The organism is Pseudomonas sp. 43NM1, assembly GCF_002836905.1.
In the GTDB taxonomy this organism is placed as follows: domain Bacteria; phylum Pseudomonadota; class Gammaproteobacteria; order Pseudomonadales; family Pseudomonadaceae; genus Aquipseudomonas; species Aquipseudomonas prosekii.
Genome location: NZ_MKGS01000017.1, coordinates 1 through 16,318, shown reverse-complemented (window position 1 = coordinate 16,318; position 16,318 = coordinate 1). Strand labels below are relative to the sequence as shown.

Genomic DNA, 16,318 nt, shown 5'->3' with positions numbered 1-16,318 from the left:
GACCAGCATTGAGCTGCTACCTGACCCCCCACTCCCGCCAGCAACCCCCCCCCCCCAAAAAACCCAACCAACTCAGAAATCAACAGTCGCCGACAGCAAATACGTGCGCGGTGTCGACAGCGTCAACCCTGGTTCGCTGTCATCCGACGCGCCCGCAGAACTCCAATAGCGCTTGTTCGCCACGTTCTCGATATTGCCGCGCAAGGTGATGCGCTTATCGTCGACCTTGAACGCATACCGCGCGCCGACATCCAGGCGTGTCCAGGCATCGATTTCCTTGACGTTGGACTGGTCCAGATATTGCGAACTCGAATAGATCCCGCGACTGCTCAGCGTCAGGCCCTCAACGTTCGGAATATCGTATTCGGCCCCCAGGTTGACGTTGTATTTCGGCGTGGCCGGTGCGCGATTGCCGTCGAAGGTGCCGTTGGTGGTCTGCTTCAGCTCGCTGTCGATGTACATCACGCCGCCGAGCAGGCGCACACCTTTGAGCGGTTCGCCAAACATGCTGATTTCCGCGCCGGTGTTTTCGCGTTTGCCGTTCGGGCCGAACACGCGGGTGTTGGCGTTGGTCTCGTAAGCCGGTTGCTTGATGCGAAACACCGCCGCGGTCACCGCGAACGGCCCCGCGTCATACTTGGCGCCGACTTCAACCTGACGACTGATAAACGGCGGGAAGATTTCGTCCTCGTTCACCGAGGTCGATGGCGCGATTTTGCCCTGGCTCAAACCTTCCATGTAGTTGGCGTACAGCGACAGCTTGTCGGTGGCCTTGAACAGAATGCCGCCCGATGGCGAGACCTTTTCCTCGTCGTAAGCGGTGTCGCCCTTGACGTTGTCCGACCAGTCGTCGACCTTCACCCGCTGCCAGCGTGCGCCGAGGGTCAGCAATACGCGGTCATCAAAAAAGCCGAGGGTGTCGGACAACGCCACGCCGCTGAAGCGGTTTTCGGTGTAGACCTTCGCATCCTGGCGCGTCGGATTGTTCGGCGTCGGCGTGGCCACCGGGTTGTAGAGATTGCTCGGAGACGCGGCATAACGGGCGCCACCGTTCTCGAAATCCATATAAAAATAACTGGCCGCCAGATTCACCTCATGGCTGACCGGGCCGGTGTGAAACCAGTTGCGCACGCCGGCGTTGGCGGTGCGCACGTTTTCGTCACGGGTGAAATCACGCGGCTGCACGCTGAAATCGCCGCGGTCATTAGTGATCGAAACCGCATGCCGGAGAAAATCGTGGTTACTTTTGCGCGCGCCGACGCCGCCGTAGAGCATCACCGAATCGCTGACGTCGAACTCACCGTTGACCGTGCCGAACGTGTCCTTGGTTCGCGCCTGGCTCCAGGCCTGCGCATAGTTGCGCCGCACCTCGCTGGCGTGCGGCACCTGGGCGTTGGCGCCGACAATCACCCGCTCCTGCGGGGCGTCGGTGTCGCGCTCGGTGTGCCCGACATCCGTCGACAGGCGCAGCCGTTCACCGCGAAAATCCAGGCCCAACACAGCCATGTCGCGGTCGACGCTCTGGTGATCCCACTCGGTGTCGCCGGACTGTTTCACGCCGTTGAAACGAATGCCGAACTTGTCATCCTCACCAAAGCGCCGGCCGATATCCACGGCGCCGCCGAGCTGATTGTTCGACGCATAGCTGCCGGTAAACGAGGTGATCGGCGCATCGGTCGCGCGTTTCGGCACCACGTTGATGCCGCCACCGACGCTGCCGCGCGGCGAGATGCCGTTGATCAACTGGCTCGGGCCTTTGAGGATGTCGACGCGGTCAGCCATTTCCATGTCGATGGTATAAGTCGGCAGGACGCCATACAGACCGTTGTAGGAAACATCGCTATTGAACAGGCTGAGCCCGCGAATAGTGAACTGCTCGTAGCGCCCGCCCGCCGGGTTGGTCGCTCGAACCGATGGATCGCTGGCCACCAGATCGCCCAAGGTCCGCGCCTGCAGATTCTTCACCGCTTCAGCGGTGTAAGTGGTGATGCTGAACGGGGTTTCCATGAAATCTTTCGAGCCGAGCAAACCCTGCGAACCGCGCCGCGCAACCTGGCCGCCAGCGTAAGGCTCGCCCTCGACGCCGCCAGTCGCGCCGAGAATCGAGGTGGGCGCCAGTTGCAGGCTGCTGCCCTCCGGCGCCGGGGTCAGGATGTACGCCTGATCGCCGACTGCCTGCAATTGCAGGCCCGAGCCCTGCAACAATCGGGCGAAACCTTCTTCAACCGCGAAATCACCGGACAGCCCCGGACTGGTGCGACTGCCAACCAGTGCCGGGTCGACCGACAAGTTGACCCCGGCCAACCCGGCAAACCGCATCAACGCCGCGCTGAGGCTACCCGCCGGAACTTGATAACTGCGTTTGGAGCCGTCGTCGGCCCACGCGGTGGTGATGAAGAATGGACTGGCGCTCAGGCTCAGCAACAGACTCAAGTGCACCAACGGGCGCAGGCGGAATGGAGCCGAACGTGTACTGCTGGGCATCACTGCGGGCATTGAAAGTCTCTCTGATTTCGTTTCACTTGCCTTGAATGACCAGCGACGCGAAAAAAGGGGACACGCGTTAAACACTATTTTTGCGCGGCAGCAGCGTTACCCAATAGCGCGTGCGCGAGTGCACCTCGATCGGCAGGCTCGCCGCCAGCAGCGCGAGGATGCGGTCGGTGTCGTCGAGACGAAAACTGCCAGTGACCCGCAGCGATTCCAGCTCCGGCTCCCAACGCAGCACGCCCGGTCGATAGCTGCTGAGTTCGCGCAGGAAATCGCCCAGCGGCTGGTTCTGCGCCATCAGCACACCGTCGCGCCAGCCGGGAGCCAGCACATCAAACGGCTCGACGTTGCCGGCACCGGCCGCCAGCAGGCTGACCTGCTGGCCACCGCGCAGCGAAAACACCGGGCCGCGCAGAGGCTGCAATTGCACCGCACCCTTGAGCACCGAAACCTTGCAGCCGCTTGCCCCCTGGCGCACGCAGACTTCGCTTTGGCTGACGACAATCTGCCCGAAGTGCGCCTGGATCGTCAGCGGCTTAGTCCCCGGCACATTCAGCGCGATCTCGCCCTCGACAAGTTTCAGCAGACGCTTGCTCAGATCGATGTCTACGGCGCTCGCGGTGTTCAGTTGCAGCGAACTGCCATCGGTCAATTGGACTTTTTTGCCCTCCCCGGTCGCCGTGCGCAGGTCGGCGCTCCAGACGTCCAGCGGCAATTGCCGGCTGATCAGCCACGCTGCCGGCACCAGCGCCACCGCACCGACCGCGCGTTTGATCACCGTGCGCCGACTTGGCTGCGGTCGGTCGAGGCTGGCCATGGCGAGGGCTGACGGCAGATCGGCGAAACGCTGGCGGAGCATTTGCGCTTTCTGCCAGGCTTGTTCGTGGGTGCTGTGGCTGTCGCGCCAGCGCTGCAAATCGGCGCGGTCCTGGTCACTGGCGGAACCGGATTCGACCAGCGCCAACCAGCGTGCAGCCGCCCGCATGATTTGGCGAGTTTCGGCCGAGGGTGCAGAACCGATCACAGTTGCACCAGCAAGCAGTGTTCGTAGGCCTGGGCCATATAGCGTTTGATCGTGCGTTCGGAGACTTGCAGGCGTTCGGCGATTTCCTGATACCCAAGGCCTTCGAGTTGGCTCCAGAGAAATGCGCGGCGGACCGGGCGTGGCAGACCGTCGAGCAATTCGTCGAGCGCTTGCAGGGTTTCCAGCAGTATCCAGCGCTGTTCCGGGGACGGCACGCAATCCTCGGGCAACAGCGCCAATGCATTCAGATAGGCTTGTTCGAGGCTGCGGCGTTTGTAGAAGTTGCTCAGCAAGCGCTTGCCGACGGTGGCCAGATAGGCGCGGGGTTCTTGCAGGTCGGCAATGCTTTGCGAGCTGGCGAGCAGGCGCAGGAAGGTGTCCTGGCTCAAGTCCGCCGCGTCATGGCCATTGCCCATGCGGCGTCTCAACCAACTTTCGAGCCAGCCACGATGGTCGCGGTACAGGTCGTGGAAAGTGTGTCCCGTCGGCATCGCTGCATCACTCATTTCAAGAAGCCCTGTGCCAAGGAGTTAGCGCAAATGAGAGTGATTCTAATTAATGTCGGCGCAGCGAAGGAAGCGCTTTATGCGTTGGCGGGGCAGAAAGATTAAGCAGAGGGGAATTCGAGGAAAGAAAAGCCAAATCGCAGACACAAAAAACCCCGGTCTTCCGACCAGGGTCTTTGCTATCGACTCGAATCAAGCGCTGGTATGAGCAACTGCTTTTCTTCGTAGCTCCAAGGCGTTCAGTGGGCCTTGAGGCAGATATGGCGCAGCGGACGGGACTCGAACCCGCGACCCCCGGCGTGACAGGCCGGTATTCTAACCGACTGAACTACCGCTGCGTATCGCTTTGGACTTGCGTCCAAGTAACTCGTCTGACTGGAAGCTTCGAGGCTTTCAATCTCGAACCAGAAAAAGACTCTGATTCGGAAAATATGGCGCAGCGGACGGGACTCGAACCCGCGACCCCCGGCGTGACAGGCCGGTATTCTAACCGACTGAACTACCGCTGCGCGTCGGTGGAGGCTTTTAAAGGCTTCCATCTTGCTTGCGCAAGACTCTCGGAAGTGGTGGGTGATGACGGGATCGAACCGCCGACATTCTGCTTGTAAGGCAGACGCTCTCCCAGCTGAGCTAATCACCCGTTTGCATCTCCGAGGCCGCGAAATTTACGCAGGTAGCGAACCTAAGTCAATAGCAGGATTGAAGTTTTTCTGAAAAAGACAAAATCGTGTCATTCGCAACAGCATCAGCAACGGTGGGACCGCCTTCGCGAGCAAGCTCGCTCCCACAGTGGATTGCGTTTCAATGTGGGAGCGAGCTTGCTCGCGAAGGCGGCGGCACATTCAATACCTGTATGCGCCTATGCGAATCACTCGGTGTAAATCATTTTCTTGGTCATGCCACCATCGACCACAAACTCTTGCCCGGTAACAAACCCGGCATTCCTCGACAGCAACCACGCCACCATCGCCGCCACGTCCTCGACCGTCCCTACCCTGCCCGCCGGGTGCTGCGCGTGATCGGCTTCGGTCAGTGGCTCAGCACGGCGCTCACTCGGGTCGCGCGCATCGATCCAGCCTGGGCTGACCGCGTTGACGCGAATCTCCGGGCCGAGGCTGATCGCCAACGCGTGCGTCAGCGCCAACAGACCGCCCTTGCTCGCCGCGTAAGCCTCGGTGTCTGGCTCCGACTGCCCGGCGCGGGTCGAGGCCAGGTTGACGATCGAACCGTTGTGCGCGCGCAGGTACGGCGCGCAGTGCTTGGCCAGCAACATCGGGCCGCTGAGGTTGACCGCCAGCACGCGATTCCAATACGCCAGATCCAGACTTTCCAGAGTGATGTTGTGCGGATCGGCAATTGCCGCGTTGCACACCAGCGCATCCAGACGCCCGAATTGCCCCAGGACCTCGGCGACGCCCAGCGCCACCTGACTTTCGTTGGACACGTCCATGGCGATAAACCAGGCGTTGTCGCCCAGCACCTTCGCCACTTTCGAGCCGCGCGCGCGGTCCAGATCCGTCAGCACCACTTGCCAGCCTTCGCTGATCAGCCATGCCGCGATGCCCAGCCCGATGCCGCGCGCAGCGCCGGTTACCAGTGCGACGCGGCCATGGCTGCCGGTGCTTGGCGTGGACAACTCGATCACAAGGCAGCCAACCCGCGTGCCAGATCGGCTTGCAGGTCGGCTGCGTCTTCGAGGCCGACCGCGATGCGGATCAGGCTGTCACGAATGCCCGCCGCTTCACGTTCCTGCGGCGCCAGACGGCCGTGGGAAGTGGTGCTCGGGTGAGTGATGGTGGTTTTGGTGTCGCCCAGGTTGGCGGTGATCGAAATCAACCGCGTCGCATCGATAAAGCGCCACGCGCCCTCCTTGCCACCCTTGACCTCGAAGCTCACCACCGCGCCGAAGCCCTTCTGCTGGCGCTGCGCCAGTTCGTGCTGCGGATGGCTCTTGAGGCCGGCGTAATGGACTTTCTCGATGCCGTCCTGCTGCTCCAGCCACTCGGCCAGTTGCTGGGCGTTGGCGCAATGCGCTTTCATCCGCAGGTTCAGGGTTTCCAGACCTTTGAGAAAGATCCACGCGTTGAACGGGCTGAGTGTCGGCCCGGCAGTGCGCAGGAAACCGACGATTTCTTTCATCTGCTCGCTGCGACCGGCCACCACGCCGCCCATGCAACGGCCCTGGCCGTCGATGAACTTGGTCGCCGAGTGCACAACGATGTCTGCGCCGAGCTTCAGCGGCTGCTGCAACGCCGGGGTGCAGAAGCAGTTGTCGACCACCAGCATCGCGCCTTTGGCGTGAGCGATTTTCGACAGTTCGGCGATATCGACCAACTCGGCGAGCGGGTTGGACGGCGATTCGACGAAAAGCAATTTGGTGTTGGATTTGATCGCCGCATCCCAGCCGGACAGATCGGCCAACGGCACGTAATCGACTTCGACGCCGAAGCGTTTGAAGTATTTTTCGAACAGGCTGATGGTCGAACCGAACACACTGCGCGAAACCAGCACGTGGTCGCCGGCGCTGCACAGGCTCATCACCACCGCCATGATCGCGGCCATGCCAGTGGCCGTCGCGACCGCTTGCTCGGCGCTTTCCAGCGCGGCGATGCGCTCTTCGAACGCACGCACGGTCGGGTTGGTGTAACGCGAGTAGACGTTGCCCGGCACTTCGCCGGAGAAGCGCGCCGCCGCATCGGCAGCGGTGCGGAATACGTAGCTGGAAGTGAAGAACATCGGATCACCGTGTTCGCCTTCCGGCGTACGGTGCTGACCGGCGCGTACGGCCAGGGTATCGAACGCTACGCCATCGAGGTCGCTGTCCAGCCGACCGGCATCCCAATCCTGACTCATGCTGTCACTCCTTGCCTTGCTCTTGATAGATACAAAACCGGCCTGGAGGGAACACCCGTTATTGTAGGAGCGAGGCTTGCCCGCGAAGGGGTCGCCACATTCAACATCACTGTTGCCTGTGACACCGCCTTCGCGGGCAAGCCTCGCTCCCACAGTTACAGGCCGGTGGTTACTCAGTTGTTATACAGATCAATGATCGCGCTGACTGCCTGGGTCTTGACCTTGGAGGCATCGTTGCGAGCCTGCTCGATCTTGTTCAGGTAAGCCTCGTCGACGTCGCCGGTAACGTACTTGCCGTCGAACACCGCGCAATCGAAGTTTTCGATTTTGATCTTGCCGCCGCCGACCGCTTCGATCAAGTCAGGCAAGTCCTGATAGATCAGCCAATCGGCGCCGATCAGGTCAGCCACGTCCTGGGTCGAACGGTTGTGGGCGATCAGCTCGTGGGCGCTCGGCATGTCGATGCCGTAGACGTTCGGGTAACGAACGGCCGGTGCCGCGGAGCAGAAGTAGACGTTTTTCGCGCCGGCTTCACGGGCCATCTGGATGATCTGCTTGCAAGTGGTGCCGCGCACGATCGAGTCATCGACCAGCATCACGTTCTTGCCGCGGAATTCCAGTTCGATGGCGTTGAGCTTCTGGCGTACGGACTTTTTCCGTGCTGCCTGGCCCGGCATGATGAACGTGCGGCCGATGTAGCGGTTCTTCACGAAACCTTCGCGGAACTTCACGCCCAAGTGGTTCGCCAGTTCCAGTGCCGCCGTGCGGCTGGTGTCCGGAATCGGGATGACCACGTCGATGTCGTGCTCAGGACGCTCGCGCAGGATCTTCTCGGCGAGTTTTTCGCCCATGCGCAGACGCGCCTTGTAGACCGACACGCCGTCGATGATCGAGTCCGGACGCGCCAGGTACACGTGTTCGAAAATGCACGGAGTCAGCGAAGGATTGTTCGCGCACTGACGGGTGTGCAGCTTGCCGTCTTCAGTGATGTAGACGGCTTCGCCCGGTGCCAGGTCGCGGATCAGGGTGAAACCGAGCACGTCCAGCGAGACGCTTTCGGAAGCGATCATGTACTCGACGCCTTCGTCGGTGTGACGCTGGCCGAACACAATCGGGCGGATACCGTGCGGGTCGCGGAAACCGACGATGCCGTAACCGGTGATCATCGCGACAACGGCATAACCACCGACGCAACGGTTGTGCACATCCGTCACGGCGGCGAACACGTCTTCTTCAGTCGGCTGCAATTTGCCGCGCTGGGCCAGTTCGTGCGCGAACACGTTGAGCAACACTTCGGAATCGGAGTTGGTGTTGACGTGGCGCAGGTCAGATTCGTAAATCTCCTTGGCCAACTGTTCAACGTTGGTCAGGTTACCGTTGTGCGCCAGGGTGATGCCGTAAGGCGAGTTGACGTAAAACGGCTGAGCTTCGGCCGACGTCGAGCTGCCTGCGGTCGGATAGCGCACATGGCCAATGCCCATGTGGCCGACAAGGCGCTGCATGTGACGCTGATGAAACACGTCACGCACCAGGCCGTTGTCCTTGCGCAGGAATAAGCGGCCATCATGGCTTGTGACGATACCGGCAGCGTCCTGGCCGCGGTGCTGGAGCACGGTTAGCGCGTCATACAGCGCCTGATTGACGTTCGACTTACCGACGATACCGACGATGCCACACATGCGACGCAACCCCTACTTAATGGATCTGAACTGAACAACACTCACTGTGGCGTTTTCGCCGACGGCAAGAGTTGCTCCTTGAACGGTATCTCAGCGGGTACGCTGATACCGCTGGCAAGCCACTGACTGCTCCACCCCAGAATCAGGTTTTTGGACCAATCTGCGACCAATAAAAATTTTGGCACTAGCTGTGATTCTTTCCACCAGCTGTCCTGCTGTACCGGCCCCAGGCTCAACAGCCCGACCGCCACAACCACCAGCAACACGCCACGCGCGGCGCCGAAGGCCATGCCGAGGAATCGATCAGTCCCGGAGAGCCCGGTGACGCGAACCAATTCGCCGATAAGATAATTGATCATTGCGCCTACGATTAACGTGGCGACAAACATGATGGCGCAACCCGTGATCACACGAGCCGAAGGCGTTTCGATGTATCCGGCGAGGTACTCGGACAATGAACCACCGAACATCCAGGCAACGACTCCTGCGATGATCCAGGTCACCAGCGATAATGCTTCTTTGACGAAGCCGCGGCTCAGACTGATCAATGCGGAGATGGCGACGATTGCAACGATCGCCCAGTCAACCCAGGTAAATGGCACAGTGCAGCCTACAGACGGATAAGGCGGCGCATTTTAGCAGAGCCCATGCTTATCGGTAAGCTGCGATTGTCAGTGCATTTCAAATCGGCGTGATAGCCACAACCCTTGTCTAGCTGCGTTGCTCCCTGTAGCAGCTGGCGAAGCCTGCGTTCGGCTGCGTAGCAGTCGCAAAATCAGCTGCCGCGATCTATTTAGTACGACCGGGGGGCGCCGGGTTTACGACCGCTTCGCGCCCGGACGCAGCCTCGCGGGCTCGGCAGCTGCTACAGGAGGGGCGGCGGTTAGCCGCGTTCGGGCTGGAAGCGCACCACAAAACCCTTGAGGTTTTGCTGGCGACCAAGCAGATCACGCAGGCGATCAGCCTCGGCACGCTCGATCAGCGGACCGACAAACACCCGATTCTTGCCATCAGCCGTGCGGATGTAGGCGTTATAACCCTGACTGCGCAGGGATTTCTGCAGGCTTTCGGCGCTGGCACGACTGGTCAAGCTGGCCAGTTGCACCGACCAGCTGACCGACAGGCCATTGGCATCGACGCGGCTTTGCGTGGTGTCCGGTTTTGCCGGGGCGGCGGCGATCGGCTGGGCTGGCGCCGGTTTGGCGACAGGTGCCGGTGGCGGCGTAACCGGTTTGGCCGCCGGTGCCGGGGCCGCAGCCACGGGCGCAGCAGGTGCGGCAGGTGCCGCAGGCGCGATCGGCATCGACGGGGCTTGCTGATCGGCAATCTCGTCGTCGCTCGGCACTGGTTCTTGCGGCAAGGCTTGCGGCTCGGGAACAACGACCGGTTCGACCTGCACTTGCGGCATCGCCGGGGCCTGCGGCGCGGATGGCGCCTCGACCGTGACCTGACGCTGTTCATCCTGACGCGTGAACAGCATCGGCAAGAAAATCACTGCCAGCGCCACCAGAACCAGGGCTCCGACCATGCGCTGTTTGTACGACTTATCCAGCAAAGCCATTTGCCGCTTCCTCCGTGGAGCGCCGGGCCAGCCATTCAAGGGCCTCGGCAACACAATAAAATGATCCGAACAACAGAATCTCGTCGTCGCTCGTCGCCAGTGCGCACTGCCCTTCCAGGGCGGCCGCCACACTGCAATAGGACGTTACCGACGCGCCAAGGTTCTGCAACGCCGCGTGTAAATCCTCGACCGGCCGCGCTCGCGATGAATCCAGCGGCGCCACGGCCCACGACTGGACACTAGCATTCAATTCGCCGACAACACCATCAAGGTCTTTGTCGGCAAGCAAACCGAACACCGCCAGGCGTTTGCCCTTCGGCGGACGACTGGCCAGACGCCGCGCCAGGTACTCCGCTGCGTGCGGGTTGTGCCCAACATCCAGCAACACATTCAGCGACTTGCCGTGCCAGTTGAACTGGCGGCGATCGAGTCGGCCGACGATGCGCGTCGCTTGCAGCGCTTGAACAATCTGCGCGTGCTGCCACGGCAAACCGAGCAGCAAATAGGCCTGCAACGCCAGCGCGGCGTTTTCCATCGGCAAATCGAGCAACGGCAGATCACGCAGCTCGACCACCTGGCCCTGAGCGTCAACGCCGCGCCATTGCCAGTGGTAATCGGTGATGCCGAGGTCAAAATCGCGCCCACGCAGAAACAACGGGCAAGCCAGCTCGCGCGCCTTGTCCAGCAGAGGTTGCGGGGGATTGAGATCGCCACACAGCGCCGGCGCGCCCTGGCGGAAAATGCCGGCCTTCTCGTAGGCGACGGACTCGCGGGTATCGCCCAGGTAATCGACGTGATCGACGCCAATGCTGGTGACCAGCGCGATGTCGGCATCCACTACGTTGACCGTGTCCAGACGTCCGCCGAGGCCGACTTCCAACACCACGGCATCGAGGTTGGCTTGCTGAAACAGCCAGAACGCCGCGAGCGTGCCCATTTCAAAGTAGGTCAGGGTCGTTGCGCCCCGACCGGCTTCGACTGCCGCAAACGCTTCGCACAGCGCGGCGTCAGTGGCTTCGACGCCGTTGACCTGCACCCGCTCGTTGTAACGCAGCAGGTGCGGAGAACTGTAGACACCCACATTGAGGCCTTGCGCACGCAGCAATGCAGCGACGAATGCGCACGTGGAACCCTTGCCGTTGGTGCCCGTGACCGTAATCACCCGTGGCGCCGGCTTGCCCAGTCCCATGCGGGACGCTACCTCTTGCGAGCGCGCCAGGCCCATGTCGATGGCCGAAGGGTGCAATTGCTCAAGGTAGGCGAGCCATTCGCCAAGGGTACGTTGGGTCATATGTTGGCAGGTACCGGCGGAATCTCGATTGGCTCGATCGGCGCGGCGACGAATTTCGGCGTCGGCAGGCCCATCATTTGTGCCAGCAGGTTGCCCAGACGTGGGCGCAGTTCCTGACGGTGCACGATCATGTCGATCGCGCCGTGCTCCAGGAGGAATTCGCTGCGCTGGAAGCCTTCCGGCAGTTTTTCGCGCACGGTTTGCTCGATCACGCGTGGACCGGCGAAGCCGATCAGGGCTTTCGGCTCACCAACGATAACGTCGCCGAGCATCGCCAGGCTGGCGGAAACGCCGCCGTAGACCGGGTCGGTCAGGACCGAGATGAACGGAATACCTTCTTCGCGCAGACGCGCCAGTACCGCCGAGGTCTTGGCCATTTGCATCAACGAGATCAGCGCTTCCTGCATCCGCGCACCACCGGAGGCGGCGAAGCAGATCATCGGGCATTTGTTTTCCAGCGCGTAGTTGGCGGCGCGAACAAATCGCTCACCGACGATGGCGCCCATAGAGCCGCCCATGAAGGAGAATTCGAACGCCGAAACCACCACTGGCATGCCCAGCAAAGTGCCGCTCATGGAGATCAGTGCGTCTTTCTCGCCGGTGGCCTTCTGCGCGGCGGTCAGGCGATCCTTGTACTTTTTGCCGTCACGGAATTTCAGACGGTCAACCGGCTCCAGGTCCGCGCCCAGTTCGGCACGGCCTTCAGCGTCGAGGAAAATGTCGATACGCGCACGCGCGCCGATACGCATGTGGTGGTTGCACTTGGGGCAGACGTCCAGGGTCTTTTCCAGCTCCGGACGATACAGCACCGCCTCGCACGACGGGCATTTGTGCCACAGACCTTCAGGCACCGAGCTCTTCTTGACCTCGGAACGCATGATCGAAGGGATCAGTTTGTCTACTAACCAGTTGCTCATGCTTTCTTTCTCCAGTACCGGCGGCCCGAACGCTTTGGTTCGCAGCCCCGCGTATGCCCTTGAGCTAAATTCATGTGTGTGGCGATGATCGTTGAGTTGCCGGGTCAGCGAGACTGACCTGCGTACCGCTCAAAAACCCTCAGCCGTGCCTGCTTTGTGCAGCGCAGTGCATTTTGGGACGGCGGCAGTTAGCCAGCCGTCACATCACGTATCGCTTTGATAAATGCCTGAATCTTTGCGTGATCCTTGATGCCCTTGCTCGCCTCTACCCCGCCGCTGACGTCCACCGCATACGGCCGGACCCGAGCGATGGCGGCGGCGACGTTGTCGGGGTTGAGACCGCCGGCGAGGATGATCGGTTTGCTCAGGCCTTGCGGTATCAAAGACCAGTCGAATGCTTCGCCGGTTCCGCCCGGCACGCCTTCTACATAAGCGTCGAGCAGAATGCCGCTGGCGCCCGGGAAGGCATCGCACGCCGCGCGAATGTCGTCTCCGGCCTTGACCCGCAACGCCTTGATGTACGGGCGGTTCCAGCCTTCGCAGTCCTCGGCCGGTTCGTCACCGTGAAACTGCAACAGGTCCAGCGGCACGGCGTCGAGGATTTCGCCCAACTCGCAGCGGCTGGCGTTGACGAACAAACCCACGGTAGTGACGAATGGCGGCAAGGCTTTGATGATCGCCCTCGCCTGCTGGAACGTCACTGCCCGTGGGCTCTTGGCGTAGAACACAAATCCGATGGCATCGGCCCCGGCCTCGACTGCCGCCAACGCGTCTTCGATGCGGGTAATCCCGCAAATCTTGCTGCGAACGGCTGACATGTCGATAAAACCTCAGGGCAAATCCGAGAAAGTCCCGGATGGTAACAAATGCGTTCGAGGGCGTCAGCCGTCAAGTTCGCTGAAGCCGGTCAGGAAGTGCGGGCCGATGTAGCGCTCGGGCAACGGGAACTCGTCACGGTATTCGACCTGCACCAGATACAGGCCGTACGGGTGAGCGGTGACGCCGCCGGAACGCCGAATGCGGCTCTCCAATACTTCTTTCATCCACTCCACCGGGCGCTCGCCGGACCCGATGGTCATCAGCACGCCGGCAATGTTGCGCACCATGTGATGCAGGAACGCGCTGGCGCGGATGTCGAGCACGATCATTTTGCCGTGACGACTCACGCGCAAATGGTGCAATTGCTTGATCGGCGATTTGGCCTGACATTGCCCGGCGCGGAAGGCGCTGAAGTCGTGGGTGCCGACCAGATATTGCGCAGCTTCGGCCATGCGCTCGACGTCGAGCGGGCGGTGATTCCAGGTGATTTCTTCGTTGAGGTGCGCCGGGCGGATCTGATCGTTGTAGATCACGTAGCGATAGCGGCGGGCGATGGCTTTGAACCGCGCGTGAAAATCCGCAGGCATGACCTTGGCCCAACTGACGCTGACGTCGTGCGGCAAATTGATGTTGGCGCCCATGACCCAGGCTTTCAGCGAGCGCTCGACCTGGGTGTCGAAATGCACCACCTGCCCGCAGGCGTGCACGCCCGCATCGGTCCGCCCGGCGCAATGCAGCGACACCGGCGAATCGGCGACTTTGGACAAGGCGTTTTCCAGGGTTTCCTGCACGGTCAACACACCGGAAGCCTGCCGCTGCCAGCCGCGATAACGCGAGCCTTTGTACTCGACGCCCAACGCGATGCGGTAAAAACCGTCAGCCGCCATTTCGGCGGCCGGATTATCTATATTTGCCAAGGGGTGACAGCCTGCTGATAAACGCAAAGGCGGGCATTATAAGGCCGCCGGTTCGCGACGCCAGAGGTGAGTGGGATTGCGCTGGTGTTGATGGCGATTGTTGAGGCAAAGCAAAACCTGCGGGAGAACAACTGTAGGAGCCGAGCTTGCTCGCGAAGGCGCCGGCACATTGAGCGAATTTGTTGGCTGATGGACCGCCATCGCGAGCAAGCTCAGCTCCTACAGGGGATTTGTGGTGGGGCTTGGAATTCCGCCCAACAGATAACCTGTGGGAGCCGAGCTTGCTCGCGATGGGGGTGGCACATTCAGCGAATTTAGTGGCAGATAGACCGCCATCGCGAGCAGGCTCACTCCTACAGGGGGTTTGTGGTGGGGCTTGGAATTCCGTCCAACAGATAACCTGTGGGAGCCGAGCTTGCTCGCGATGGGGGTGGCACATTCAGCGAGTTTGTTGACTGATAGACCGCCATCGCGAGCAAGCTCAGCTCCCACAGGGGATTTGTGGTGGGGCTTGGAATTCCGTCCAACAGATAACTTGTGGGAGCCGAGCTTGCTCGCGATGGGGCCGACACATTCGGCAAATTTGGTGGCTGATAGACCGCCATCGCGAGCAAGCTCGGCTCCCACAGGGTATTGGGGTGAGCCTCGCCCCTGTAGGAGTGAGCCTGCTCGCGATGGCGATAGGCCTGACGCCTTCGCATTCGCGCGCAAACAAAAACGGCAGCCTCTATGGGCTGCCGTTTTTTTCCATCTCACCGTTGCATCAGATCAGGCGCGAGAGCATTTCCTGCGCTTCTGTCTTTTGCCCGGCGTCGCCCTCGGTCACGACTTCGTTGAGGATGTCGCGGGCGCCGTCGCTGTCGCCCATGTCGATGTAGGCCTGGGCCAGGTCGAGTTTGGTGGCAACTTCGTCGGTGCCCGAGAGGAAATCGAACTCAGGCTCGTCATCCATCGATGCCGCGGCGTCGGCTTCGGTGAAGCTCGGTTCGCCGATGCTTTGGGACAGACGATCCAGCTCGGCGTTGACGTCGTCGAGCTCAGTGGTGAACGCGTCTTTCGGTTCAGCGACGTCCATTTCATCGGCCAGCGACAAGTCGAAATCCGCAGGCAATTCCAGATCGTCGAGGGCGGCTTCGTTCGGCGTTGGTGTTTCGACGGGCGGCAGGTCTTTCACGCCGTCGTCGAGGTCGAGCAGGAAGTCATCTTCGGCCAAAGTGGCTGGCGACGCTTCGGCGCCGAGGTCCAGGTCCAGATCGAAGTCCGACAGGTCGTCGAGGTTTTCCTTGATTTCAGTCTGCTGTTGCAGCACCGACTCAAAGCTCAAATCGTCGTCCAGCGGGAATTCGTCCAGCTCGGCCGCAGGCGTCGGTTCCGGGATCGGCGCGACCACGGCTGGCGAAGCGTTTTCCAGATCATCCAGGCTCAGATCGAACGCGCTGTCGAGATCATCCTCAGCCGGGGCCGGCGTTTCTGGCTCATCCAGCAGCAGTTCCTTGACGTACTGGGCGTCGAGTTCGGCGGCGATGGCGGCGGCCGCGATGCCACCGGCGGCAGCAAGGGCCATGGCCGGGAAACGACTTTTCAACTGCTCGACCTGGGCGAAGTTATCGCCCGTGGCCACCAGTTGACGCTCCTGAGCGACGAACGCATCGCGATCGCCCTGCTGACCATACACTTCCATCAATTTCAGGCGCAGGTCGCTGCGTTGCGGTTCTTGCTTGATGCCATCTTCGAGCAACGCGGCGGCCTGATTGAAGCGACCGGCATTGATGTGCGATTGCGCGTGGGCCAGCACGTCGTCATTGCGTTCACCGGCAGGCGCGACCAGCGGCGCAGCGATCGGTGGCGTAACGATGACCGGGGCGATGACGGGCGCCGGGGCCGGCACAGGTTGGGTAATCGGCGCTGGAATCGGTGATGGCGCCTTGGCCAGTTTCACCGCTGGCGGCGGAACTTCCAGACCTTCGAAGCTGCTTTCCGGCAGGTCTTGCTCAGGGGAAAACTCCTGCTCTTCCGCCAGCGCGCGGGCCATGCGCACATGCTTTTCAGCTTCTTGCTGAGCTTTGCGGCGACGGGCCAGCAGCAACAGCAACAACAGCAGCACAATCGCGCCGCCGCCGAGCAGCCCCAGCAGAATCGGGTTGGTCAGCAGGTCGTTGAATGTGCGCTCATCGTCCACCGCAGGCGTCGGCACGACCGGCGTCTCGCCAGTGGCCGGCACCGGTGAAGCTTCCGGCGCTGCTTCAGGCGCGGTCACTACC

The 16,318-nt window shown here is 61.5% G+C and carries 13 protein-coding genes and 3 tRNA genes; all 16 read right to left on the bottom strand.

From position 1 onward, the window contains the following. Window positions 1-72 precede the first annotated feature (72 nt). On the bottom strand, window positions 73-2,496 hold the full coding sequence (locus BI292_RS03900; RefSeq protein WP_101207055.1) for a TonB-dependent receptor: 2,424 nt from the start codon (window positions 2,494-2,496) through the stop codon (window positions 73-75). Between the two features lie 67 nt (window positions 2,497-2,563). Beyond that, window positions 2,564-3,475 carry a FecR domain-containing protein gene (locus tag BI292_RS03895; RefSeq protein ID WP_101207056.1) on the bottom strand — a complete coding sequence of 304 codons (912 nt, stop codon included), beginning with the start codon at window positions 3,473-3,475 and terminating at the stop codon, window positions 2,564-2,566. 35 nt (window positions 3,476-3,510) lie between these two features. After that, entirely contained in the window at window positions 3,511-4,020 is a 510-nt protein-coding gene (locus BI292_RS03890) for a sigma-70 family RNA polymerase sigma factor (protein WP_101207054.1), read from the bottom strand. Between the two features lie 261 nt (window positions 4,021-4,281). Beyond that, a tRNA-Asp gene (locus BI292_RS03885) sits at window positions 4,282-4,358 on the bottom strand. A 94-nt stretch (window positions 4,359-4,452) separates the two neighbouring features. After that, a tRNA-Asp gene (locus BI292_RS03880) sits at window positions 4,453-4,529 on the bottom strand. A 55-nt stretch (window positions 4,530-4,584) separates the two neighbouring features. Then, window positions 4,585-4,660: transfer RNA gene (locus BI292_RS03875), tRNA-Val, on the bottom strand. Between the two features lie 228 nt (window positions 4,661-4,888). Next, window positions 4,889-5,665: an SDR family oxidoreductase gene (locus tag BI292_RS03870; RefSeq protein WP_101207053.1), complete on the bottom strand. Its 777-nt coding sequence runs from the start codon at window positions 5,663-5,665 to the stop codon at window positions 4,889-4,891. Further along, the gene (locus BI292_RS03865; protein ID WP_101207052.1) at window positions 5,662-6,873 is read right to left on the bottom strand and encodes an O-succinylhomoserine sulfhydrylase; all 1,212 of its coding nucleotides are present in this window, start codon (window positions 6,871-6,873) and stop codon (window positions 5,662-5,664) included. The genes BI292_RS03870 and BI292_RS03865 overlap by 4 nt, the downstream gene beginning before the upstream one ends. Before the next feature lie 173 nt (window positions 6,874-7,046). Beyond that, the gene (gene purF / locus BI292_RS03860; protein ID WP_092270546.1) at window positions 7,047-8,552 is read right to left on the bottom strand and encodes an amidophosphoribosyltransferase; all 1,506 of its coding nucleotides are present in this window, start codon (window positions 8,550-8,552) and stop codon (window positions 7,047-7,049) included. Between the two features lie 41 nt (window positions 8,553-8,593). Continuing rightward, window positions 8,594-9,154 carry a CvpA family protein gene (locus tag BI292_RS03855; protein ID WP_092270549.1) on the bottom strand — a complete coding sequence of 187 codons (561 nt, stop codon included), beginning with the start codon at window positions 9,152-9,154 and terminating at the stop codon, window positions 8,594-8,596. Between the two features lie 281 nt (window positions 9,155-9,435). Continuing rightward, a complete protein-coding gene (locus tag BI292_RS03850) occupies window positions 9,436-10,113 on the bottom strand; it encodes an SPOR domain-containing protein (RefSeq protein WP_101207051.1) in 678 nt (225 codons plus the stop codon). Further along, window positions 10,097-11,404, bottom strand: a complete 1,308-nt coding sequence (gene folC, locus BI292_RS03845) for a bifunctional tetrahydrofolate synthase/dihydrofolate synthase (protein WP_101207050.1) — start codon at window positions 11,402-11,404, stop codon at window positions 10,097-10,099. The genes BI292_RS03850 and folC overlap by 17 nt, the downstream gene beginning before the upstream one ends. After that, window positions 11,401-12,321, bottom strand: coding sequence for an acetyl-CoA carboxylase, carboxyltransferase subunit beta (accD, locus tag BI292_RS03840; RefSeq protein ID WP_092270558.1), 921 nt, complete (start codon window positions 12,319-12,321; stop codon window positions 11,401-11,403). The genes folC and accD overlap by 4 nt, the downstream gene beginning before the upstream one ends. 188 nt (window positions 12,322-12,509) lie before the next feature. Beyond that, window positions 12,510-13,139: a phosphoribosylanthranilate isomerase gene (locus BI292_RS03835; RefSeq protein WP_101207049.1), complete on the bottom strand. Its 630-nt coding sequence runs from the start codon at window positions 13,137-13,139 to the stop codon at window positions 12,510-12,512. 63 nt (window positions 13,140-13,202) lie between these two features. Further along, entirely contained in the window at window positions 13,203-14,027 is an 825-nt protein-coding gene (gene truA, locus BI292_RS03830) for a tRNA pseudouridine(38-40) synthase TruA (protein WP_092270564.1), read from the bottom strand. Window positions 14,028-14,820: 793 nt separating this feature from the next. Then, window positions 14,821-16,318: FimV/HubP family polar landmark protein (locus BI292_RS03825; RefSeq protein ID WP_305887384.1), on the bottom strand; the 1,498-nt coding region annotated here is incomplete at its 5' end.